The 20917-nt window shown below is 67.7% G+C and carries 21 protein-coding genes; 11 read left to right on the forward strand and 10 right to left on the reverse strand.

Annotation, left to right across the window (positions count from 1 at the left end; all coding sequences use genetic code 11):
- Positions 1-112 precede the first annotated feature (112 nt).
- Positions 113-841, forward strand: a complete 729-nt coding sequence (locus AC0IXR_RS10590) for a phosphodiester glycosidase family protein (RefSeq protein WP_471760798.1) — start codon at positions 113-115, stop codon at positions 839-841.
- A 10-nt stretch (positions 842-851) separates the two neighbouring features.
- On the opposite strand, the gene AC0IXR_RS10595 is transcribed toward AC0IXR_RS10590, so the two are convergent.
- The 4 genes from AC0IXR_RS10595 to AC0IXR_RS10610 all read right to left on the reverse strand — a co-directional run bounded on the left by AC0IXR_RS10595 (position 852) and on the right by AC0IXR_RS10610 (position 5231).
- A complete protein-coding gene (locus AC0IXR_RS10595; RefSeq protein ID WP_018043001.1) occupies positions 852-1208 on the reverse strand; it encodes a hypothetical protein in 357 nt (118 codons plus the stop codon).
- A 20-nt stretch (positions 1209-1228) separates the two neighbouring features.
- Positions 1229-2347 (reverse strand): NADH:flavin oxidoreductase/NADH oxidase, encoded by a 1119-nt coding sequence (locus AC0IXR_RS10600; protein WP_471760646.1) that lies wholly within the window; start codon positions 2345-2347, stop codon positions 1229-1231.
- Between the two features lie 591 nt (positions 2348-2938).
- Complete coding sequence (locus tag AC0IXR_RS10605; RefSeq protein WP_471760647.1) at positions 2939-4882, reverse strand: propionyl-CoA synthetase; 1944 nt, start codon at positions 4880-4882, stop codon at positions 2939-2941.
- Between the two features lie 166 nt (positions 4883-5048).
- A complete protein-coding gene (locus AC0IXR_RS10610) occupies positions 5049-5231 on the reverse strand; it encodes a YdcH family protein (RefSeq protein ID WP_056433631.1) in 183 nt (60 codons plus the stop codon).
- A gap of 221 nt (positions 5232-5452) precedes the next feature.
- Between AC0IXR_RS10610 and AC0IXR_RS10615 the strand changes: the two genes are divergently transcribed.
- The 6 genes from AC0IXR_RS10615 (at position 5453) to AC0IXR_RS10640 (ending at position 10269) form a co-directional block, all read left to right on the forward strand.
- Positions 5453-5671 carry a YdcH family protein gene (locus AC0IXR_RS10615; protein ID WP_056433634.1) on the forward strand — a complete coding sequence of 73 codons (219 nt, stop codon included), beginning with the start codon at positions 5453-5455 and terminating at the stop codon, positions 5669-5671.
- Positions 5672-5957: 286 nt separating this feature from the next.
- On the forward strand, positions 5958-6455 hold the full coding sequence (gene purE, locus AC0IXR_RS10620) for a 5-(carboxyamino)imidazole ribonucleotide mutase (RefSeq protein WP_056433636.1): 498 nt from the start codon (positions 5958-5960) through the stop codon (positions 6453-6455).
- Positions 6452-7555, forward strand: coding sequence for a 5-(carboxyamino)imidazole ribonucleotide synthase (locus AC0IXR_RS10625; RefSeq protein WP_471760648.1), 1104 nt, complete (start codon positions 6452-6454; stop codon positions 7553-7555). Before purE ends, AC0IXR_RS10625 begins: the two co-directional genes overlap by 4 nt.
- Before the next feature lie 299 nt (positions 7556-7854).
- Positions 7855-8727, forward strand: coding sequence for a tetratricopeptide repeat protein (locus tag AC0IXR_RS10630; RefSeq protein WP_056433639.1), 873 nt, complete (start codon positions 7855-7857; stop codon positions 8725-8727).
- 10 nt (positions 8728-8737) lie between these two features.
- The gene (locus AC0IXR_RS10635; protein WP_471760650.1) at positions 8738-9247 is read left to right on the forward strand and encodes a lysozyme inhibitor LprI family protein; all 510 of its coding nucleotides are present in this window, start codon (positions 8738-8740) and stop codon (positions 9245-9247) included.
- Between the two features lie 254 nt (positions 9248-9501).
- Positions 9502-10269: a glyoxalase superfamily protein gene (locus AC0IXR_RS10640; RefSeq protein ID WP_471760651.1), complete on the forward strand. Its 768-nt coding sequence runs from the start codon at positions 9502-9504 to the stop codon at positions 10267-10269.
- Positions 10270-10405: 136 nt separating this feature from the next.
- On the opposite strand, the gene AC0IXR_RS10645 is transcribed toward AC0IXR_RS10640, so the two are convergent.
- The 4 genes from AC0IXR_RS10645 to AC0IXR_RS10660 form a co-directional block, all read right to left on the reverse strand.
- Positions 10406-10861 (reverse strand): GNAT family N-acetyltransferase, encoded by a 456-nt coding sequence (locus AC0IXR_RS10645; protein ID WP_471760799.1) that lies wholly within the window; start codon positions 10859-10861, stop codon positions 10406-10408.
- Positions 10862-10866: 5 nt separating this feature from the next.
- Positions 10867-11862 (reverse strand): class II fructose-bisphosphatase, encoded by a 996-nt coding sequence (gene glpX / locus AC0IXR_RS10650; RefSeq protein WP_056433649.1) that lies wholly within the window; start codon positions 11860-11862, stop codon positions 10867-10869.
- A gap of 46 nt (positions 11863-11908) precedes the next feature.
- On the reverse strand, positions 11909-13231 hold the full coding sequence (locus AC0IXR_RS10655) for a homoserine dehydrogenase (RefSeq protein ID WP_471760652.1): 1323 nt from the start codon (positions 13229-13231) through the stop codon (positions 11909-11911).
- A 159-nt stretch (positions 13232-13390) separates the two neighbouring features.
- Positions 13391-14140 carry a ceramidase domain-containing protein gene (locus AC0IXR_RS10660; protein ID WP_471760653.1) on the reverse strand — a complete coding sequence of 250 codons (750 nt, stop codon included), beginning with the start codon at positions 14138-14140 and terminating at the stop codon, positions 13391-13393.
- A gap of 86 nt (positions 14141-14226) precedes the next feature.
- On the opposite strand from AC0IXR_RS10660, the gene xth reads away from it, so the two are divergent.
- The 4 genes from xth to AC0IXR_RS10680 all read left to right on the forward strand — a co-directional run bounded on the left by xth (position 14227) and on the right by AC0IXR_RS10680 (position 17774).
- Entirely contained in the window at positions 14227-15021 is a 795-nt protein-coding gene (gene xth / locus AC0IXR_RS10665; RefSeq protein ID WP_471760654.1) for an exodeoxyribonuclease III, read from the forward strand.
- A 161-nt stretch (positions 15022-15182) separates the two neighbouring features.
- Positions 15183-16430 carry a BtaA family protein gene (locus AC0IXR_RS10670; protein ID WP_471760655.1) on the forward strand — a complete coding sequence of 416 codons (1248 nt, stop codon included), beginning with the start codon at positions 15183-15185 and terminating at the stop codon, positions 16428-16430.
- The gene (locus tag AC0IXR_RS10675) at positions 16427-17083 is read left to right on the forward strand and encodes a class I SAM-dependent methyltransferase (RefSeq protein WP_471760656.1); all 657 of its coding nucleotides are present in this window, start codon (positions 16427-16429) and stop codon (positions 17081-17083) included. The genes AC0IXR_RS10670 and AC0IXR_RS10675 overlap by 4 nt, the downstream gene beginning before the upstream one ends.
- A gap of 67 nt (positions 17084-17150) precedes the next feature.
- Positions 17151-17774, forward strand: a complete 624-nt coding sequence (locus AC0IXR_RS10680; protein WP_471760658.1) for a glutathione S-transferase family protein — start codon at positions 17151-17153, stop codon at positions 17772-17774.
- Positions 17775-17915: 141 nt separating this feature from the next.
- Here the strand turns inward: AC0IXR_RS10680 and AC0IXR_RS10685 are convergent, their stop codons facing one another.
- Together AC0IXR_RS10685 and ilvD are read right to left on the reverse strand one after the other, a co-directional pair.
- Positions 17916-18815 (reverse strand): tetratricopeptide repeat protein, encoded by a 900-nt coding sequence (locus AC0IXR_RS10685; RefSeq protein WP_056433677.1) that lies wholly within the window; start codon positions 18813-18815, stop codon positions 17916-17918.
- A complete protein-coding gene (gene ilvD / locus AC0IXR_RS10690) occupies positions 18802-20532 on the reverse strand; it encodes a dihydroxy-acid dehydratase (protein ID WP_056433680.1) in 1731 nt (576 codons plus the stop codon). Before ilvD ends, AC0IXR_RS10685 begins: the two co-directional genes overlap by 14 nt.
- Between the last annotated feature and the right edge of the window lie 385 nt (positions 20533-20917).

Raw genomic sequence — 20917 nt, forward strand, 5'->3', positions numbered from 1 at the left:
GCGCCACGCCGTCCGCATGGGACGGCGGACGGTTCGTTCGCCCCGGGATTCACCGATGACGTCAACGCGACCCAACCTTGCCCGTGCTGTTGCCCGAGCCTTTGCCGGAGCCATGCTTCTTGGGGGCTCGGCCGGACTCGCTCCCCTGCCCGCCGGGGCCGCGCCCGCCACACCCTCTTCGTGTAAGGCGGTGCAGTCGGAGGGCGAGACCTTCACGATCTGTACGGTGGATCTGCGCCGCGAGCGGGTGCGGGTGTTCTGGCTCGGCGCCGACGGCCTGCCCTATTCGTCGCTGTCGACGCTGGGCGAGAAGATCGGGCCGAAGCTCAGCTTCGCCATGAATGGCGGCATGTACGACAAGGGCCAGGCGCCGGTCGGCCTCTATGTGGAGGAGGGCCGCGAGATGAAGGGCGTCTCCACCGCCAACGGGCCGGGCAACTTTCATCTCAAGCCCAATGGCATCTTCTACGTGAAAGGCGAGCGCGCTGGCGTCGCCGAGACGGCCCGCTACCTGCGCCAGAAGATCAAGCCGGATTTCGCCACCCAATCGGGGCCGATGCTGGTGATCGACGGCAAGATCCATCCGAAGATCTCCACCGACGGGCCGAGCCAGAAGATCCGCAACGGCGTCGGCGTCCGCGACGACGGCCGCACCGCCATCTTCGCGATTTCCGAGCGCCCCGTGACCTTCGGTTCCTTCGCCCGCCTGTTCAAGGACACGCTCGGCTGCGCCAACGCGCTGTTCCTCGACGGCAGCGTGTCCAGCCTCTACGCGCCGGGCATCAACCGCTCCGACATCAGCCGGCCGCTGGGGCCGCTGGTGGGGGCGGTGGCGAAATAGGGCGGCCGGATCAGGCCAGCCGAGCCCGCTTGCCGAAGGCGACCCTGAGCCGCGCCTTGGCGAGTTCGGCGATCTCCGTCATCGATTCGATCCGCACCATCGGCATCTCCGCCCCGATGAGGCTCGTCGGCTCGAAGCTGAAGAGCAGGTGGCGTACGCCGATCTCCAAGGCCGTCACCCCGTCGGACTGGGTGAGGTCTTCGCCGAAAATCTCGATGAGCGGCCCGTCCGGGTCGCCCTTCTCGATCTGGATGATGAAGTAGCCGGCCGGCTCCTCTTCGTCGTCCGCGCCGGAGATCAGGCTGATGCCGTTCTCCTCGTCGTAGCGGACGCGCTGCACCGTGATCGTCGTGATGTCGTCGTCCATGGTCTTTGCCTGAAATCGGGTCAGCGTTGCCCGAACTGGGTATCGCGGAACAGGGTCTTGAACTGGCGCGGCTGGCAGCGCCAGTACTGCTTGGGCGCACTCACCTGGGCGCCGAGCTCGGCCGCCGCATGCCACGGCCAGCGCGGATCGTACAGCATGGCGCGGGCGAGCGAGACCGCATCGGCCTTGCCCTCGGCCAGGATCGATTCCGCATGGGCCGCCTCGGTGATGAGGCCGACCGCGATGGTGGTGAGCCCGGTCTCGGCCTTTACCCGCTCGGCGAAGGGAACCTGATAGCCGGGCGAGAGCGGGATCTCCTGGCGCGTGGAGAGGCCGCCGGTGGAGACGTGGATCGCCGCCGAACCGCGCCGCTTCAGCGCATGGGCCAGTTCCACGGTCTCGTCGAGCGTCCAGCCGCCCTCGACCCAATCGGTGGCCGAGACCCGCATCCAGACCGGCTGGCCCGCCGGCACGACCTCGCGCACCGCCTCGAAACATTCCAGCGGAAAGCGCATCCGGTTCGCGAGGCTGCCGCCATAGGCATCCGTACGGCTGTTGGAGAGCGGCGAGAGGAACTGGTGCAGCAGGTAGCCATGGGCGCCGTGGAGTTCGAACCCGTCGATCCCGATGCGCAACGCGCGCTTGGCCGTCTCCACGAACCCGTCGCGGATGCGCTTCAGCCCCTCCGCGTCGAGGGCGTGGGGCGGCACCTCGCCCTCACCATGGGCGATGGCTGACGGCGCCTCCGTGCGCCAGCCGTCCGGCATCTCCGGCTCGATCTGCGAGCCGCCGTCCCAGGGGGCGCGGCTCGAGGCCTTGCGACCGGCATGGTTGATCTGGATCGCGATGGGGATCGGCGCACGGAGCCGCACCGCATCGAGCACCCGGCCCAGCGCCAGTTCGGTCTCGTCCGAATAGAGGCCGAGATCGGTGGGCGAGATCCGCGCCTCCGGCGAGATCGCGGTGGCCTCCAGCGTCAGCAGGCCCGCGCCCGACATGGCGAGCTGCCCCAGATGCATCAGGTGCCAGTCGCCGGCTTGGCCCGCATGGGCCGAATACTGGCACATGGGGGCGACGATGATGCGGTTGGGCAGCGTCAGGCCATCGAGAGACAGAGGCTCGAACAGGCGTGCGGTCATGTGCGGGCTCCGGTTTTGGCTGACAGCCTAGATGGAGCACCTGTCTCCCCCGCGCCAGGGATGGACGGGCCACATCTGCGTTTCCCGAACGCCCAAAGCGTCTCCGTCTGCGATACTCGCACATCTCGCGGGCCGCTCGGGTCCCCTCTCCTTCCAGGCAGGGCGATCGCATATGACACCACACCGTCATTCCGGGTCGCCACAGGCGAGCCCGGACCCGGAGGGCCGCGCCAGAGGCGTGCAATCTAGAGCCGCTGACAGTGTAAAGTCCTGCACCACTTGTGTTTCTGGATCCCGGGCTCCGCTACGCGGACCCGGGATGACTGGGGGGTGCCAGCGGGTTTCTGACAAGCAAATTGGCATATGCGATCGCCCTGCCTTCTAGGAGAGTGAGCCCGTCGCGCCTCACGTCACCATCTCTTTGAGAGAGGAACAGCCATCGAGCAGATGGGTGAATCCAACAGCTGTCAGCGCAGGGCGTGCAGCGTCAGCGGCTCCCCTCGTCGCCGGGAAGCCTGACGCTGCGCTCCTTCTTCGACTGGCCCCGGATCGGGTTCCGCTGGAGCTCCACCAGTCCGGGAAAGGGAACGCTCAGGTCCCGATCCCTCTCCCCTTCAAGCTCTCGCCGATCTCGTCCAGAACGGCGGCGTCGTCGATGGTGGGCGGGGTGGTCCAGGCTTCGCCGTCGGCGATCTTTTTCATTGTGCCGCGCAGGATCTTGCCCGAGCGGGTCTTGGGTAGCCGTGCCACGGTGAGGGCCAGCTTGAACGCCGCTACGGGGCCGATGCGCTCGCGGATGGAGGCGACGAGTTCGCGCTCGATCTCGGCGGTGTCGCGGGAGACGCCGGATTTCAGCACCACGAAGCCGCAGGGCTGTTCGCCCTTCAGCGCGTCGCGGATGCCGATGACGGCACATTCGGCGACATCGGGATGGGCGGCCAGAACCGCCTCCATCCCGCCGGTGGAGAGCCGGTGCCCGGCGACGTTGATGATGTCGTCGGTGCGCCCGAGCACGGTGACGTAGCCGTCCGCGTCGACGATCCCGGCATCCGACGTGTCGTACCAGCCGGGATAGGTGTTGAGGTAGCTCTGGCGGAAGCGATCGTCCGAGCCCCACAGGGTCGGCAGGCAGCCGGGCGGCAGGGGAAGCCGCAGGGCGATCGTGCCCATCGTGTCGGGCGGCAGCGGCTTGCCGGCCTCGTCGAGGACGGCGAGATCGTAGCCCGGCATCGGCACGCAGGCGCTGCCATGCTTCACCGGCAGCATGCCGATCCCCACCGGATTGCCGGCGATGGCCCAGCCGGTCTCGGTCTGCCACCAATGGTCGATCACCGGCCGGTCGAGGGCCCGCTCGGCCCAGGCGACCGAATCCGGGTCGGCCCGCTCGCCGGCGAGGAACAGGGAGCGGAAGCCGGAGAGGTCGTAGGAGGCGACGAGTTCGGCTCGCGGATCGTCCTTCTTGATCGCGCGCAGAGCCGTCGGTGCCGTGAACAGGCAGGCGACGCCGTATTCCGCCGCGACCCGCCAGAGCGCCCCGGCATCGGGTGTCCCCACCGGCTTGCCTTCGTAGAGGACGGTGGTGCAGCCATGCAGCAGCGGGGCGTAGACGATGTAGGAATGGCCCACCACCCAGCCGATATCGGAGGCGCAGAAATACACCTCGCCGGGCTTCACGTCGTAGAGGTTGGGCATCGACCAGGAGAGCGCCACGCAATACCCGCCGGTATCCCGCACAACGCCCTTGGGTTTGCCCGTCGTGCCCGAGGTATAGAGGATGTAGAGCGGGTCGGTCGCCGCGACGGGGACGCAATCGGCGCTGATCCCGGCCGCCTTCGCGCGGGAGACCGTCTCGGCCCAGTCGCGGTCGCGCCCTTCCACCAGCCCCGCCTCCGCCTGAGGACGCTGCAGGATGAGACAGGCTGCGGGCTTGTGCGGCGAGGCCGCGATGGCCGCGTCCAGCAGCGGCTTGTAGGGCACGACCCGGCTCGGTTCGATCCCGCAGGAGGCGGCCAGCACCACCTTTGGGGCGGCGTCGGCGATGCGGATCGCGAGTTCGTTGGCGGCGAAACCGCCGAACACCACGGAATGGACCGCGCCGAGACGTGCGCAGGCCAGCATCCCGAACAGGGCTTCGGGAATCATCGGCATGTAGATGACGACCCGATCGCCCTTCTCCACGCCGAGCAGCGAGAGGATGCCGGCGAGGGTCGCCACTTCGTCGCGCAGGGCCGCGTAGCTGATCGTCCGCTTCGTTCCGGTGACGGGGGAATCGTACAGGATCGCCGCCTGCTCGCCCCGGCCCTTGGCCACATGGCGGTCGACGGCGTTGTGGCAGGCGTTCAGCGTCGCGTCGGGAAACCAGCGTCCATAGGCGCCGGCCTCGGGATCGAAGGCGCGGGCCGGTGCCCTGTCCCAGTCGAGCGCATCGGCGGCCTTGAGCCAGAAACCTTCGGGATCGGCGAGGGAGGCGGCATGGACCGGGCCGTATGCGTCTGGTGCTTCAGCCGATTCGGGAGGTGTCGCGGCAGCGTCCATGGCGGTTCATCCCTGGATAGCCGGTCGAAGGATGCCGGCTTGATCGGGGATTGTAGCTCAAGCCGCGCCCAAGGCGACACGGCCGATATCACCACAAACGAAAGCCGCCGCGCTGTGAAGCGCGGCGGCGTCGTTCTGCAAATTACGAAATGGCTTGGAACGGGCTCTAATGCACCGAGTCGGTCGCGGCACGAAGCCGATTGATCTCGTCCTTGAGGTGAAGTTTGCGTCGCTTCAATTCTGCGATCCGTAGATCGTTCTCAGACGGGCTTTGAATCGCGGAATGAAGTTCCCGCTCGAGGGCTTCGTGCTTGAGGGCGAGTTGGCTCAAATGCGTCTGCAGCGACATGAGTCGTTTCTCCTGTCTCGTTCCGACTCAGGTAGATTGGCATAGTATGAGCCGGCTGTCGAAACCGGATTCGGATGTTGGGCAACATTAGTTAATCGTGCCCGGCGAAGCCCGCTGCGATGGAAGAAGCATCTTCCAGAGCGAATTGCGGCCACCGCCTTGCCGCAGGGGCGTGTGTGCCGCATGGTTTCAACGAGGGGCGTGTCGGGGCTGCAGGTGCGATGGCGGGTGAGTTCGAGGATGACGGGACGGCGGAGTTCGTCGAAGAGCTGGCGCGGCTCCGCCAGGAGCACCGCGACCTCGATGGGGCCATCGACGCCTTGGAACTGAGCGTCGCCGGCGACCAGTTGCAGATCCAGCGCCTGAAGCGGCGCAAACTCGGCCTGCGGGACCGGATCTCCTATCTGGAAGACCAGATCACGCCCGATATCATCGCCTAGAGCTGCGCCCGACCACGTCGGGTCGGGCACATCTTCAGGCCTTCTGTTCTGCCGCGCTCTTTTTCGCCGAGCCTGCATCCACGTCGGCGGAGAGCGCTCTGGAACCGGTTTGCCTTGAGCACAGGATTGGCTCGGGCACCGTCTTGCGGGCGGTCGCCCGCCCGCGTATGCGGCACGGTCCGGGTGCAGGATCGCTTCCCGGGATCGCGCCGCCACGAAGACATGGCCTGAACCCGGCCAAGCATGACCAGGCGGCCGCGATCGTCTCGGGAAGGAAGTGACGACGATGGCGGGAGCGCCCCCGGTCGCGATCATCATGGGAAGCCAGTCCGACTGGGCGACCATGCAGCACGCCGCCGATACCCTCGATGCCCTTCGCGTGCCGCACGAGGCGTTCATCGTCTCCGCCCATCGCACGCCGGACCGGCTCGTCACCTTCGCCAAGGGGGCGAAGCAGGCGGGCTACAAGGTCGTGATCGCCGGCGCTGGCGGGGCCGCGCATCTCCCCGGCATGACCGCCGCCATGACCTCACTGCCGGTCTTCGGCGTGCCGGTGGAATCGAAGGCCCTGTCCGGCCAGGACAGCCTGCTTTCCATCGTGCAGATGCCGGCCGGCATTCCCGTGGGCACCCTCGCCATCGGCCGGGCCGGTGCCGTCAACGCGGCCCTCCTCGCCGCCGCCGTCCTGGCCCTGACCGACACCGCTCTCGCCGAGCGCCTCGATGCGTGGCGAGCCGCGCAGACCGCATCCGTGGCCGAGAGGCCGGAGACACAGATTCCGTGACCGACATGTCCCTCACGCCCGGTTCCACCCTCGGCATCGTCGGCGGCGGCCAGCTCGGCCGCATGATCGCGCTGGCCGCCGCCAATTACGGCCTGAAGGTCCATGTCTACGCCCCCGATGCGACGAGCCCGGCCTTCGATGTCGCTGCCGAGACGACCTGCGCGGCCTATGACGATTCAGACGCCCTCGCCCGCTTCGCGGCGAGCGTCGACGTCGTGACCTACGAGTTCGAGAACATCCCGCGGGAGACCGCCGACCTGCTGGCGCGCCACGCGCCCCTCCGCCCCAGCGCCGACGCCCTCTCCACGACTCAGGACAGGTTGTCCGAGAAGAGCTTCATCAACGGCCTCGGCATCGCCACCGCGCCGTTCCGGCAGATCGACACGCCGGACGACCTCGCCCGCGCGCTGGAGGCGATAGGCCTTCCCGCCGTGCTGAAGACCCGCCGCTTCGGCTATGACGGCAAAGGCCAGCGCATCATCCGCACCGCCGAAGAGGGCGACCGGAACGCGATTTTCGCCGAGTTCGGCGGCGCGCCGCTCATCCTCGAAGGGTTCGTGCCCTTCGAGCGCGAGGTCTCGGTGGTGGCGGCCCGTTCCCCCGATGGAAGCTTCGCCGCCTTCGACCTGTGCGAGAACGAGCACCGCGACCACATCCTGGCGCTCACACGCGTGCCCGCACCGAACCTGTCGGAGGAGACCGCCCGGAAAGCGGTGGAGATCGCCCGCAGGATTGCCGAGGCCCTGGACTATGTGGGAATCCTCGCCGTTGAGATGTTCCTGGTGCGTGATGAGGCCGGCGAGCATTTGATCGTCAACGAGATCGCGCCGCGGGTACACAATTCCGGGCATTGGACCATCGAGGGCGCGGTGACGTCGCAATTCGCCCAGCATGTGCGCGCCGTCTGCGGCTGGCCCCTGGGCGATGCCTCGCGCGTCGCCGGGGCCTCCGTCGAGATGCAGAACCTGATCGGCGACGATATCGACGCCTGGCAGGCGCTCCTCGCCGAACCCGGCGCGCATCTGCACCTCTACGGCAAGGGTGACGCCCGGCCGGGCCGCAAGATGGGCCATGTCACGCGGGTGATCCGGGTTGTGTAGACGCCGCGGGTGAGGCGCAAAATTGCGCCTTTTCTGCAACACCGGCCCTCTGCCTCGATCCCGCTCATCGCGTTCTCGACCCTGCCCCGGCGCGAGCCATACCTTCGCCACATCGCGACGCTTGAGCGGGTGCACCGGCGCTCTTTTAAGCGCGTGTTCACCGCGATGCGGGATCGTGCCGGAATTCGCCGGCCCCCGCGTTGCGCAGCCCCTCACGGAGCGCGCCGGCGGCGGGATGGGCGACAGCAGCGGACGGGAGCGTGCCTTGGGGGCATGGCGATCCCGAGGGGAGAGGGGCAATGACGTTTGTAGTGCCGCGCGCGAAGGCGGGTCTGATCGGGGCCGTGGCGATGGCGGCGGCTTTGGCCGGGTGCGAGACCTATGGCGGTGGCGGGGCAGCGGCGACGCGCCAGTTCGCCGTGGTCGAAACCGATTCCACCGGTGCCACCAACGTCAACATCGCCTCCCTCACCGAGGTGATCCAGCGCAATCCCAACGATGCCGGCGCCTATGTCACCCGCGGCGCGGCCTATGCCCGTTCGGGCCAGTTCAACGACGCCATCGGTGACTTCTCGAAAGCCGTCCAGATCGATCCGAATTCGGCCTCGGCCTACAACAACCGTGCCCTCGCCTACCGCCAGACCGGCCGCAACGACGCGGCATTGGCCGATTTCTCGAAGGCGATCTCCGCCGATCCGAGCTACGGGCCGGCCTATATCGGCCGCGCCAACGTGCTGCGCGCCCAGGGCGATCTCGACGGCGCCACCTCCGACCTCAACCAGGCGATCCGCCTGACGCCGGAATCGGCCGAGGCCTACCATGCGCGCGGCCTCGTCCGTCAGCGCCAGGGTCAGAACACCCAGGCCATCGGCGATTTCGACGCCGCCATCGACCGCAATCCCTTCGTCGCCGCGCCCTACGCCGCGCGCGGCCAGAGCCTCATCGCCACGAACCAGTTCGACAAGGCGATCGAGGATTACAACGCGGCCCTCAACGTCAACAACAAGGACGCCACCTCCTGGGCCTATCGCGGTCTCGCCTACGAGAAGTCGAACCGCAAGAAGGAGGCGATGGAGAGCTACCAGCGCGCCGCTCAGCTCGAGCCCGGCAATCCCGTGGCCAAGCAGGGCCTCGGACGTGTGCAGGGCGGCGTAGGCACCCTGTTCAACTGACGCCCGCTCGATGCGCGGAGGATTCTCGAACCGCATCGCCGCCTTGGCGATGCTCACCCTGTCGTCGGGCGGCGTCGCCCTCGCCCAGACGGATACGGGCCGTCAGGCCTCGTCCGACCTCGCGACGATCGAGCGTTGCGTCGGATCCGCCAAGGACGACGGCGCGCGCCTGTCCTGTATCGGGCGTGTCTCCCAACCCTGCATGGATGCGCCGGACGGTTCGGGCTCGTCCACCATGGGCATGAACGGGTGCTACGCCCGCGAGATCGCGGCCTGGGATACGCTCCTCAACCGCACCTACAAGGATTTGGGCGCGGCGATGAGCGAGAGCGCCAACCTCTCCCTGCGCGACGCTCAGCGGGCCTGGATCGCGTTCCGCGACAAGGCCTGCGAATGGCCGTCCCTCGTCTATCCCGGCGGTTCCATCATCGGCCCTCTCAGCGGCGAATGCCTGCAGATCCAGACCGGTCGGCGCGCCCTCGACCTCGACCGCATCAAGGCAGCGCTCACCGAGCGATAGGCGTCGGGTGGGGGCCTGAGGGGATGGATGGGGCCAGCGTGTCGAGGCCGCATCCGGCCCTTCATCGACCGCGAGGAAGCTTGACGACTCGACGGTCACGGTGTTTCCCTGGGAACGGCTGATGCAGCCGGCCGCTCGTGCCCCTTTGGGTTTGGTGAATGCATCCTCCAATAGGTCTGCCATCCCTTTTGCAGGGTCGGCCAGTCGGCAATGCGAGCACTGACGTTGCGGCCGATCCGGTAGGGATCAGCAAGATGACTTCCGTTGGCAGTGCAAAATCCATGGCAAAAGCCCTGGAAACGGCTATGCGAGCCAAGAACGTCGATATCTCACATGGCGAGTGTCTCGACATCGTCGCCCGTCACCTCGGATGCAAGGACTGGAACGTTCTCACAGCCCGAGCCAAAAGCATGACTGCATCGGCGACACGTAAGGTGAAGGATCTCAAGGTCTGGGAGTTCAGGGCAGCGTACCCTGATGCTTACGACCATGGTGCGGATGCGGAAGCCGGAGCGCCGGGTGGATCGGCCGCTCTGATTCGGCTGATCCCAGAGATTTCCGCGGATCGCTACATAGATCTTACGAAGGCTATGGGCGGATACATGCAGACTGCGTCCGCACGGCCGTATCGTGGAAAGAGGGTCGCTGTCAGCGCTCAGCTTCGCAGCGAAGGTGTGAGCCATGGGGCAACGATTTTGGCGAGTGTTGGGGGCGCACCCGGTGAGACGTTCGCCTATGACAACCTGAAGAACCACCGTGACGGCTGGTTGTTTGGCGATAACCCTTGGACGTCCCGAAAGGTTGTGCTTGACGTCGACGATGATGCGGAGAGCCTATTCTTCGGCTTCTTCCTCAAGGGGGCGGGCGCAGTCTGGGCTGCCGATTTCTCCGTCGACGTGGTCGATACGTCGATCCCGTTGACCGGTGAACGCATTGAGCGACGCGCTGTCGAGGCTGCCTGGCGGACGCCGACAAACCTCCGGTTTGCCGAGGCAACGGAACCCCTGGGAAGCACTGCATAGACGAACGAGACGGAGCCGGATCGAGGGCTGGCCCCCACAGGGCGCCCGCTTTCTCGAAGCGGACTTCCGCTCTCCTTCCGCTTCGGGTGGTCGTGGCGCAAACCCGATGCCGGCTTTCGACCATCACGTCGTCCGTTCAGCCCGGCGGCAAGATCCGCCGGTACTGGATGAAGCCCGACCGGTCGGCGAGCGTGTCGTAGAGGGCGCGGGCCGGTGCGTTGTCTTCCATCGTCAGCCAGTGGACGCGGTCGGCACTGGCGTGACGGGCCTCGACCATCACCGCCTCGATCAGGGCGCGGGCAATCCCCCTGCCCCGGGAGGACGGCGCCGTGAACAGGTCCTGCAGGTAGCAGTACGGTCCACGGGTCCAGGCCGAGGCGTGGAAGACGTAATGGACGAGCCCCACCGGGACGCCCTCATCCTCGGCCACCAACGCATGGATGGGCACGAGGGGATCGTGGATCCGCGACCACGTCAGGTCGCGGGTCTCCGGCGGGATCGAGGCGCGGTAGAAGTCGAGATAGCCCGACCACAACCCCTCCCAGGCCTCGCGCTCGTCGGGCCGGACGGCGCGGATCGCGAGGCCCGGCACGGCGGTCACGCTTCGAACCGCTCGGGGCGGCGATGCTCGCCGACGATGCGGCGGACGGTGCCGGTGGACGACCGGTAGACCACCGTCTCCGTCACGATCATGCCGGTCTTGAACCGCACGCCCTGCAGGAGCGCCCCGTCGGTGACGCCGGTCGCGGCCACGATCACGTCGCCGCGCGCCATGTCGGCGAGCTCGTATTTCCGGTTCGGATCGCTGATGCCCATCCGGGCCGCGCGCTCGCGCTTGTCGTGGCTGTCGAGGATCAGGCGGCCCTGCATATGCCCGCCGATGCAGCGCAGGACGCCAGCCGCGATGACGCCCTCGGGTGCCGCGCCGATGCCGAGATAAATGTCGGCGCCGGTCTCGTCCGGGCTCGTCGTGTGGATGATGCCCGCGATGTCGCCGTCCGAGATCAGGCGGATGCCGGCACCGGTCTCGCGCACGGCGGCGACCAGACCCATATGGCGCGGCCTATCGAGGATGATGGCGGTGATCTCGGAGGGGGCGCAGCCCTTGTGGCGAGCGAGCGCGGCGATGTTGTCGGCCGGGCTGGCATCGAGATCGACGAGACCCTGGGGATAGCCGGGGCCGATGGCGATCTTCTGCATGTAGACGTCGGGCGCGGCGAGCAGCGACCCGTGTTCTGCCAGGGCCATCACCGCGATGGCGCCGGGCATGTCCTTGGCGCAGAGAGTCGTCCCCTCCAGCGGATCGACGGCGATGTCCACCTTCGGCCCGGCCCCGGTGCCGAGTTGCTCGCCGATGTAGAGCATCGGCGCCTCGTCGCGCTCGCCTTCGCCGATGACCACCGTGCCGTTGATCGGCAGGAGGTTGAGCTCGCGCCGCATGGCGTCGACGGCGGCCTGGTCGGCCTCCTTTTCGCGTCCCTGGCCGCGAAGCCGGGCAGCGGCGATGGCGGCGCGCTCGGTCACTCGCGCCAGTTCGAGGCTCAGGGTGCGGGTGACCGGATGTCCCGTCTGCCCAATCGTTTCGTCCGCCATCCTGGTCCCGTCCCTTGTCGTGTCTGGGCCGCGATGGGCGGCCTTCTTATTCGCGTTCGATCCTGATCAATTGCGGCGCTTCGGCAAGGAGTCCATCCGCCGCGATGGCGTCGAGCGCCGCGCGGATGGTGCCTTCCGTGGCCGCGTAGGTGATCAGCACCAGGGGCACCGGCTGGCCGGAGCGGCCATGCGGGTCCTTAGTGGCGGCGCTCTCCGAGCGTCGCTGCAGGATGCTTTCGATGGAGATGTCGCGCTCGGCCATCCGCGTGGCGACACCCGCCGCGACGCCGGGCCGGTCATGCACGGTGAGACGGATGTAATAGCCTCCCTCGTGCCGCTGCATCGCCACCCGCTCGGACGGCGCGAGGCTCGCGGCGGGGCGTCCGAAGGTCGGCCGCGCGACGCCGGCCGCGATGTCGGCGATGTCCGCCACCACCGCGGAAGCGGTCGCCTCGCCGCCGGCTCCTGGGCCGATCAGCGTCAGCTCGCCCACCGCATCCGCATCGATGGTCACGGCGTTGGTGACACCCATCACCTGGGCGATGGCGGAGGATTTCGGCACCATGGTCGGGTGGACGCGCTGCTCGATACCGCCCTCGGCCACCTGCGCGACGCCGAGCAGCTTGATCCGGTAGCCGAGTTCCTCGGCCATGGTCAGGTCGAGGGGCTGGATCGCCGAGATGCCCTCCACCGAGACGCCCTCGGCGTCGATCTCCACACCGAAAGCGAGGCTGACGAGAATGGCGAGCTTATGGGCGGTGTCGAACCCCTCGACGTCGAAGGTCGGATCGGCCTCGGCATAGCCGAGAGCCTGCGCATCCTTGAGGCAGGCCTCGAAGGTCAGGCCCTCCCGCTCCATCCGGGTGAGGATGTAGTTGCAGGTGCCGTTCATGATTCCGTAGACGCGCGACACGGCATTGCCGGTGAGCCCCTCGCGCAGGGCCTTGATGACGGGGATGCCGCCGGCGACGGAGGCCTCGTAGGCGAGGGTTACGCCCTTCGCCTCGGCGGCTTTCGACAGGGCCGCGCCGTGATGGGCCAGCAGCGCCTTGTTGGCGGTGACCACGTGCTTGCCCGCTGCGATGGCGGCCTCAACCGTCGCCTTGGCCGGGCCTTCCGAGCCGCCGATGAGCTCCACCACGCAATCGACCTCGCCCGAGGAAGCAAGGGCCACCGGATCGTCGAACCAGGTCACGCTGGAGAGATCGAGCCCGCGGTCGCGGGTCTTGTCGCGCGAAGAGACGGCGGTGACGCGCACCGCGCGGCCCGTGGCGGCGGTGATGGCTTCGGCGCGGCGAGCCACCATCCGGACGACGGAAGCGCCGACGGTGCCGAGACCGGCGACGCCGAGGCGGAGGCTCTGTGACATGGACGCGATCCGTATCTGACTTCGCTCGGCCGAGCGCGGGCAACCCGTCGTTCGAGCCTGTGCGTGACGCCGCTCCTTCGAACGGCCGGCTCTTCTGCAACGAATCCCTGTAGGGTGCAAGAAAACCCGTGGTTCAGTGCGACGCGGCGTCGAGCGGGCCTATCGGAGAACGACGGAGCCGTCCTCCTCAGGGCGTGAACGCCGATCGTTCACCTTCGCCTCGAAGCGCCACGCCGTGGCGATGAGGCCGTACAGGACGGCGGCGTTGAGACAATGCCAGAGGAAGTGGGTGCCCGTGGGCAGGCTCGGGCAGAGGGCGACGTCCAGGCTCCGGAAAGTGAGCGAGAGGGCGAACACAGCGGCGATGGCGAGGAGCGACAGGCCGGCGCCACGCCGGGCCGGGCCGAGCGAACATGTCTGGGTCATCAGCAGGTCGGTCGCGACACCAATCAGGGCCAAGATGGCGGGCGCGTAGGCGATGGAGCCATTGCTCAGCCTGTCGACGGATTGGCCCGTGAGCGCGTCGAGGGCCGGTTCCAGCCCGGCAGCGAAGCCGGCAAAGCCCAGGGTCGCCAGGATCGCCGGAACGAGGGTGAGCCCGAGGAGCCGTCGAAGGGCGAGGAAGAAATAGGCGTAGATGAAGAGGGCGACGGGGATGACGTCGGCGAGCATCGCCCAGCGGACGGCAAGGGTGTGGAACAGGAACGACCCGATACCGACAATGGCGACGAGCCCGGCCAGCGCCGTCGCCGCCCGGTCGCGTCTGAGGCCGGAGCCGGCGAGGCGAAAAGCCAGTAACGCGGCGACGAGGAAGGCCGCGTTGGAGGCGGCGTTCAGCGGCTCGGCCCAGAAGCCCGCATCCCCGCGCTCGCAATAGGCCCGGATCGGTGCGAACCAGCCGTCGGACATCCGGTCTTCCTCCTGTGCGCATACCTTGCCAGCCCGACGCGAAGGCCCGATGACGGGCGGCCCTCTCCGACCGGATTTCAGAGCCCATGCGGATCTCCACCTGGAACGTCAATTCGATCAAGCAGCGGGTCGGCCATCTCGTCGGCTTCCTCGACGAGGCCAAGCCCGACGTGGTCTGCCTGCAGGAGCTGAAATGCCAGGACGAGGGCTTTCCCCGCGCCAAGATCGAGGCGGCGGGCTACGCCGTCGAGACGCTGGGGCAGAAGGCGTATAACGGCGTGGCGCTGCTTGTGCGGGCGCCGCTCACCATGAGCGAGATCCGCCGTGGCTTGCCCGGCGACGAGACCGACGAGCAATCCCGCTACATCGAGGCGCTGATCTCGGGAGAGGACGTGGCCCCCGTCCGGGTGGCCTCGATCTACCTGCCCAACGGCAATCCGACGCCGGGACCGAAATACACCTACAAGCTCGGCTTCATGGAGCGGCTGAGGGCGCATGCCCGCGCGCTCCTGGCCGACGAGCAGGCCCTGGTGCTGGCGGGTGATTACAACGTGATTCCCGAGCCCGAGGACGCGGCGGATGCGAGCGCCTGGGTGAATGACGCGCTGTTCCTGCCCGAGACTCGTTCCGCCTTCCGCGCCCTCCTCGCCGACGGATTCACCGAGGCCCTGCGCGCCTGCGACCCTCGGCCGGGCCTCTACACGTTCTGGGATTACCAGGCCGGCTGCTGGCAGCGGAACCAGGGTATCCGCATCGACCACCTTCTCCTCTCGCCCCAGGCCGCCGACCGTCTGGTCTCGGCTTCCGTGCAGAAGCATCTCCGTGGCCTGGAAAAGCCCTCCGACCACGTGCCCGTGACGATCGAGCTTCGACCGCGCTGATCCGAGGCCCGAGCTAGTGACGTTCCGGGCGCGACCGCCCCGGGTGAAGGAATGATCTCTCATCGGATCCGTTCGGAGACGATCCTCCGTCACCGGGCGGTCATGCACATGCCGTAACGGCCCTGGAATCGATCACGCCAACCAGCGACGTGAGACCGTTCATGACGCGCGCAGCACGGGCCATCCGCCGCGAGACGAATCTGGGTCTCACTCAGGCCGTCCATCGCAACAGGGCCTTCTCGAAGGCGGGAGTGTCGGAACGCCTGTTCACGGCGGCCTTCAGCGGGTTGGTCTACCCACAGATCTGGGAAGACCCGGTGGTGGACATGGCGGCGCTTCGGCTGCGGCCGGAGGACCACGTCGTCACCATCGCCTCGGGAGGCTGCAACGCGCTCTCCTACCTCACGGCCAACCCGGCACGGATCAGCGCCGTCGACCTCAACGGCGCGCATGTGGCCCTGGGGAGGCTGAAACTCGCCGCCCTCCGGCACCTGCCCGACCATGCCGCGTTCTTCGGCTTCTTCGGCCGCCCCGCCCGGCCCGAGAACGTGGCCGCCTATGACGAGATCATCCGGCCGCATCTCGATGCCACGTCCCGGGCCTATTGGGAGACGCGGCGCCTCGATGGCGGGCGTCGTATCTCGGCCTTCGAGCGAGGCTTCTACCGCTACGGCCTGCTCGGGCGTTTCATCGGCGCGGGCCATTGGCTGGCCCGCCGCTACGGCTGCGATCTCAGTGCCGTTCTGAAGGCGCGGGACCTCGCCGAACAGCGGACGATCTTCGAGAAGGAACTGGCCCCGCTTTACGAGAAGGCCTTCATCCGCTGGCTCATCCGCCAGCCGGCCTCGCTTTACGGCCTCGGCATCCCGCCCGCGCAATACGTGGCTCTGGCGGGCGACGGCCCCGGTGGAATGGCGGCCGTCTTGCGCCATCGCCTGGAGCGGCTCGCCTGCGGCTTCCCGATCCGATCCAACTATTTCGCCTGGCAAGCCTTCGGCCGCGCCTACGACACCGCGCCCGACGCATCGCTGCCGCCCTATCTTCAGGCCGGGAACCACGCGGCTCTACTCGAGCGCGCTGGCCGCCTAGACTTCCGCCAGCAATCGATGACCGAATTCCTGCGGGAGAGCCCGGCCGCCAGCGTCGACGCCGTCATCCTTCTCGACGCGCAGGACTGGATGACGGATGCCGACCTCACCGACCTGTGGACCCAGATCACCCGCGCGGCACGGCCCGGCGCCCGCGTGATCTTCCGGACGGCGGCGGACGAGCGTCGGCTGCCCGGCCGGGTCCCGGATTCCATCCTCGGGGCCTGGGACTATGCCGAGGAGGAGAGCCGTCGCCTCGGCGAGCAGGACCGGTCGTCGATCTATGGGGCGTTCCACCTCTACCGTCTGGCCTCTTCATGAGCGAGGCGGCGCGGCTGATGGACCGGATGTACCGCTACCAGCGGCACATCTACGATGCGAGCCGGAAGTTCTACCTCCTCGGCCGAGACGGCATGGTCGCGGATCTCCGGCTTCCCGCCGGGGGGAGCGTGCTGGAGATCGGGTGCGGCACCGGGCGCAACCTCGTGCGCATCGCGCGAACCTATCCGGACGCCCGATGCTTCGGCCTGGATGTCTCGACCGAGATGCTCGCGACAGCGGGGCGCGCCACCGCCCGCGCGGGCCTCGCCCACCGCATTCGCCTCGCCCGGGGCGATGCCACGGCCTTCGACCCCGCCGCCCTGTTCGGGGAGGCGGTCTTCGACCGGATCGTGATCTCCTACGCCCTGTCGATGATTCCGCCCTGGCGGGCCGTCCTCGCCGAGGCGGCCGGTCACCTCGCTCCGGACGGTTCTCTGCACATCGTCGATTTCGGGGATCAGGGCGGTCTGCCGTGGCCGGCGAGATGGCTGTTCAACCGATGGCTCGCCGGGTTTCACGTCACCCCGCGACAGGGACTGGCCGATGCCCTCGCCGATGTGGCGCGCCTTTCCCGACGGCGGGCACGCGTGGCGCAGCGTTTCGGCGGCTATGCCGTGCATGGGGTGATCGAACGGGATCCGGGCCCTATCTGAGGTCATCCGAGGCACGGGCCATCGCGGCCCGCCTCACCCTCCCCGATCCAACAGGCCTTCCCTTCGCATGATTCTCTACGGCACGAGCTATTCGCCTTTCGTCCGCAAGATTCTCGTCACCCTCGCCGAGAAGAACATTACGTTCGAGCACGTTCCGGTGTTCTTCCACGCGCCGGACGAGGCGTTCCAGGCCTGCAGCCCTCTCGGTAAGATTCCGGCTTTCGAGGATGACGGCTTTCGGCTGGCCGATTCGTCGGCGATCTCGGCCTATATCGAGGCCAAGTATCCGAGTCCTGTCCTGTGGCCGCAGGCGCCGAAGGAGCGGGCGCGCGCTGTCTGGTTCGACAAGTTCGGCGATACCGAGTTGTTCGCGGTGCTGATCAAGCCCTTCGCCGAGCGTGTCGTGAAGCCTGTCCTGATGGGTAAGCCCGGCGACGAGGCCGCGGCGGTGAAGGCGGTGACGGACGAGTTCCCGAAGCTCTACGATTACCTGGAGAGCCAAATCGACGGCCCGTACCTTGTAGGTGACGCGTTCAGCATCGCCGACATCTCGGTGGCGACGACGTTTCATAACCTTCGGCTCGCCAAGGAGCCGGTCGATGCCGGCCGCTGGCCGAAGCTCGCCGCCTATATCGACGCGACGCTGTCGCGTCCGTCCTTCGTCACGGCGATCGCGGCGCGGACGAAATGAGCCTGCCGGCAGCCGACCGTTGCGCCCTTTCCGGATCGCCTGGAGCGCTCTCCGCCGAAGTGGATGCCGGTTCGGCGAAAAAGAGCGCGGTAAAACAAAGGCCTAGAGATGTGCCCCGACCCAACGTGGTCGGGTGCAGCTCTAGCGACGGCGCCGGGACGATCCGGTGACCTGCGACTGCGCCTGGAGGGCCTGGGCCTGAGCCTGGGCCTTCTCTTCTTCCGAGGCGGTGGCCCATGCCTTGTCGGACAGGGTGACGATCCAGTCGTCCTTGCGCCCTTGGGCCGATTCCCGGGCCAGCGACAGCCACATCAAGCCACGGGCCCGCTGTGCCGGAACGCCCTGCCCGTTCATCAGAAGGTTGCCCAGCAGGGCCTGGGCCGGAGCATGGCCCTTCTCGGCCGCGAGATTGAACCAGCGCGCGGCCTGACGCGGGTCGGCATCCACGCCGGTCCCTTCGAGGTAGAGGCGCGCGAGATTGTACTGGGCGTTCGGGTCGCCGAAATACGACGCCGCATAATTGAACATGTCGTAGGCCCGCTCCGGGTTCGGGCGCACGTAAGTGCCCTTGATCCCGTCGAGGAAATACGTGCCGAGCGCCGTGAAGGCGCTGGCGACCACGCCTGAATTTTGGGTGTCCGGCCCGTCATCGGTGTTGTCGTCGGCGATGCGCGAGAAGAACTCGAAAGCCTTCAGGTCGTCATGGGGCACGCCGTCGCCCTCGGCATACATCCGGCCGAGCTTCCACAAGGCAAGGGCGTGGCCCTGGCCGGCGGCGTATTCGAGGGCGCGGGCGGCCCCTTCCTTGTCGCCGGCATTGTAGTCACGGACGCCCGAGCGCAGGGCTTCGCGCGCCGTGCGGTAACCGCCCGTGGCGGGCACGGGCGTGCGCGCGGCGGGGTCCAGCGCCAGCGCCGAGGTGGCGCCGGCGAGGAGCAGCGCGAGGGCCGCTCCCATCCGCCTCACCCGACGTGCGGCGCGACCGGGATCGGCCCCTGCCGGCCGCACGGGCCGGCGAAGGTCAGTCCTAGACATCCGCATAGGTTTGAATCTCCTCGGCGCCACCGGGATGGGTGACGGCGCCGTCCACCGCGGGACCGACGGTCTGCATGTATTTCCAGAGATAGCCGGAGGTCGCGGTGTTGGTCCGCGGCGTCCATTCCGCCCGCCGCTTGGCGAACTCCTCGTCGGTCACGGCCACGTCGAGCGTGCCCTTGATCGCGTCGAGGGTGATCATGTCGCCATCGCGGATCAGGCCGATCGGCCCGCCCACGGCGGCTTCTGGGCCGACATGGCCGACGCAGAAACCGCGCGTCGCGCCGGAGAAGCGTCCGTCGGTGATGAGGGCGACCTTGTCGCCCATGCCCTGGCCGTAGAGCGCGGCGGTGGTCGAGAGCATCTCGCGCATGCCGGGGCCGCCCTTCGGGCCTTCGTAGCGGATGACGAGAACCTCGCCCTCCTTGTAGGTGCGCTTCTGGACCGCCTCGAAACAGGCCTCTTCGCCGTCGAACACGCGAGCCGGGCCGGTGAAGACCTGCTTGTCTTCCGACATGCCGGCCACCTTCACGATGGCGCCCTGCGGTGCGAGGTTGCCGCGCAGGCCGACGACACCGCCGGTGACGGTGATGGGCGCGTTGGCGGGCCGGACCACGTCCTGGTCCGGGTTCCAAGCGACCTTTTCCATGTTCTCGGCGATGGTGCGGCCGGTCACGGTCATGCAGTCGCCGTGGATGAAGCCGTGGTCGAGGAGCGTCTTGATCAGCAGCGGGATGCCGCCGACCTCGAACATGTCCTTGGCGACGTAGCGTCCGCCCGGCTTCAGGTCGGCGATGTAGGGCGTGCGCTTGAAGATTTCGGCGACGTCGAACAGGTCGAACTTGATGCCGCATTCATGCGCGATCGCCGGCAGGTGCAGGGCCGCGTTGGTGGAGCCGCCGGAAGCCGCGACCGCGGCGGCAGCGTTCTCCAGGCTCTTGCGGGTGACGATGTCGCGCGGGCGGATGTTCTTGGCGATGAGCTCCATCACCTTCTCGCCCGCGGTCATGCAGAATCTGTCGCGGATCTCGTAAGGGGCCGGGGCGCCGGCCGAATAGGGCAGCGCGAGGCCGATGGCCTCGGAGACCGTTGCCATGGTGTTGGCGGTGAACTGCGCGCCGCAAGCCCCGGCCGAGGGACAGGCGACCTGCTCCAGCTCGTCGAGATCGTCGAGGCTCATGTCGCCAACGGCGTGCTTGCCCACCGCCTCGAACAGGTCCTGTACCGTGACGGGCTTGCCGCGGAACGAGCCCGGCAGGATCGAGCCGCCATAGATGAAGATCGACGGCACGTTGAGGCGCACCATGGCCATCATCATGCCCGGCAGGGACTTGTCGCAGCCGGCCAAACCCACGAGGGCGTCATAGGCATGGCCGCGCATGGTCAGCTCGACCGAGTCGGCGATGACCTCGCGCGAAGGCAGAGAGGCGCGCATGCCGGCATGGCCCATGGCGATGCCGTCGGTGACCGTGATGGTGCAGAATTCGCGCGGCGTGCCGTTGGCGGCGGAGACGCCCTTCTTCACGGCCTGCGCCTGGCGCATCAGCGAGATGTTGCAAGGCGCCGCTTCGTTCCAGCACGAGGCTACGCCGACCAGCGGCTGGTGAATCTGTTCCTTGGTGAGACCCATCGCGTAGAGATACGACCGGTGCGGAGCCCGCTCGGGACCTTCCGTGACGTGACGGCTCGGAAGCTTCGACTTGTCTGTGGTACGCACGTCCATCGTCTCTCTCGGCCCCGTCTCAGCCGCTACAGGTGAAGCCCGGCTGTCGTTTCTCAACGCGATGACAGGCGACGCCGGCGAAGCGTCGTTCGACACCGTGAAGCGCAGTCTCGGAATTCAGCGGTAAAGCGTTGGGGAAACTGTCGTTTACCGCGGATGTTGAGGTGGTCCCGGTTTATGGCGGGATCGCGGCGAATGAGGGCGTCTCCCAAGGCGAAGTCGGGATGCTTTCGCGGTGTTGCGACCCCGCCACAGCCACGCTTCTTCCCGGGACCGGGGCCAGGCAGCAATGTCCGGTAAGAACACGGTGACCCGTTCAACCCTCGCGAATAGCTATCGCAGCCGGCACAGCGTCGAAGCTCGGCCATGCGCGAAGGAAGAGAGG

Source organism: Methylobacterium sp. AC832 (genome assembly GCF_979256025.1).

Bases quoted from the DNA above. Each gene is read 5' to 3' on its own strand.
- AC0IXR_RS10590 (WP_471760798.1), top strand. From the start codon at position 113: ATGCTTCTTGGGGGCTCGGCCGGACTCGCTCCCCTGCCCGCCGGGGCC.
- AC0IXR_RS10595 (WP_018043001.1), bottom strand. From the start codon at position 1,208: ATGGACGACGACATCACGACGATCACGGTGCAGCGCGTCCGCTACGAC.
- AC0IXR_RS10600 (WP_471760646.1), bottom strand. From the start codon at position 2,347: ATGACCGCACGCCTGTTCGAGCCTCTGTCTCTCGATGGCCTGACGCTG.
- AC0IXR_RS10605 (WP_471760647.1), bottom strand. From the start codon at position 4,882: ATGGACGCTGCCGCGACACCTCCCGAATCGGCTGAAGCACCAGACGCA.
- AC0IXR_RS10610 (WP_056433631.1), bottom strand. From the start codon at position 5,231: ATGTCGCTGCAGACGCATTTGAGCCAACTCGCCCTCAAGCACGAAGCC.
- AC0IXR_RS10615 (WP_056433634.1), top strand. From the start codon at position 5,453: ATGGCGGGTGAGTTCGAGGATGACGGGACGGCGGAGTTCGTCGAAGAG.
- purE (WP_056433636.1), top strand. From the start codon at position 5,958: ATGGCGGGAGCGCCCCCGGTCGCGATCATCATGGGAAGCCAGTCCGAC.
- AC0IXR_RS10630 (WP_056433639.1), top strand. From the start codon at position 7,855: ATGACGTTTGTAGTGCCGCGCGCGAAGGCGGGTCTGATCGGGGCCGTG.
- AC0IXR_RS10635 (WP_471760650.1), top strand. From the start codon at position 8,738: ATGCGCGGAGGATTCTCGAACCGCATCGCCGCCTTGGCGATGCTCACC.
- AC0IXR_RS10640 (WP_471760651.1), top strand. From the start codon at position 9,502: ATGACTTCCGTTGGCAGTGCAAAATCCATGGCAAAAGCCCTGGAAACG.
- glpX (WP_056433649.1), bottom strand. From the start codon at position 11,862: ATGGCGGACGAAACGATTGGGCAGACGGGACATCCGGTCACCCGCACC.
- AC0IXR_RS10655 (WP_471760652.1), bottom strand. From the start codon at position 13,231: ATGTCACAGAGCCTCCGCCTCGGCGTCGCCGGTCTCGGCACCGTCGGC.
- AC0IXR_RS10660 (WP_471760653.1), bottom strand. From the start codon at position 14,140: ATGTCCGACGGCTGGTTCGCACCGATCCGGGCCTATTGCGAGCGCGGG.
- xth (WP_471760654.1), top strand. From the start codon at position 14,227: ATGCGGATCTCCACCTGGAACGTCAATTCGATCAAGCAGCGGGTCGGC.
- AC0IXR_RS10670 (WP_471760655.1), top strand. From the start codon at position 15,183: ATGACGCGCGCAGCACGGGCCATCCGCCGCGAGACGAATCTGGGTCTC.
- AC0IXR_RS10675 (WP_471760656.1), top strand. From the start codon at position 16,427: ATGAGCGAGGCGGCGCGGCTGATGGACCGGATGTACCGCTACCAGCGG.
- AC0IXR_RS10680 (WP_471760658.1), top strand. From the start codon at position 17,151: ATGATTCTCTACGGCACGAGCTATTCGCCTTTCGTCCGCAAGATTCTC.
- AC0IXR_RS10685 (WP_056433677.1), bottom strand. From the start codon at position 18,815: ATGCGGATGTCTAGGACTGACCTTCGCCGGCCCGTGCGGCCGGCAGGG.
- ilvD (WP_056433680.1), bottom strand. From the start codon at position 20,532: ATGGACGTGCGTACCACAGACAAGTCGAAGCTTCCGAGCCGTCACGTC.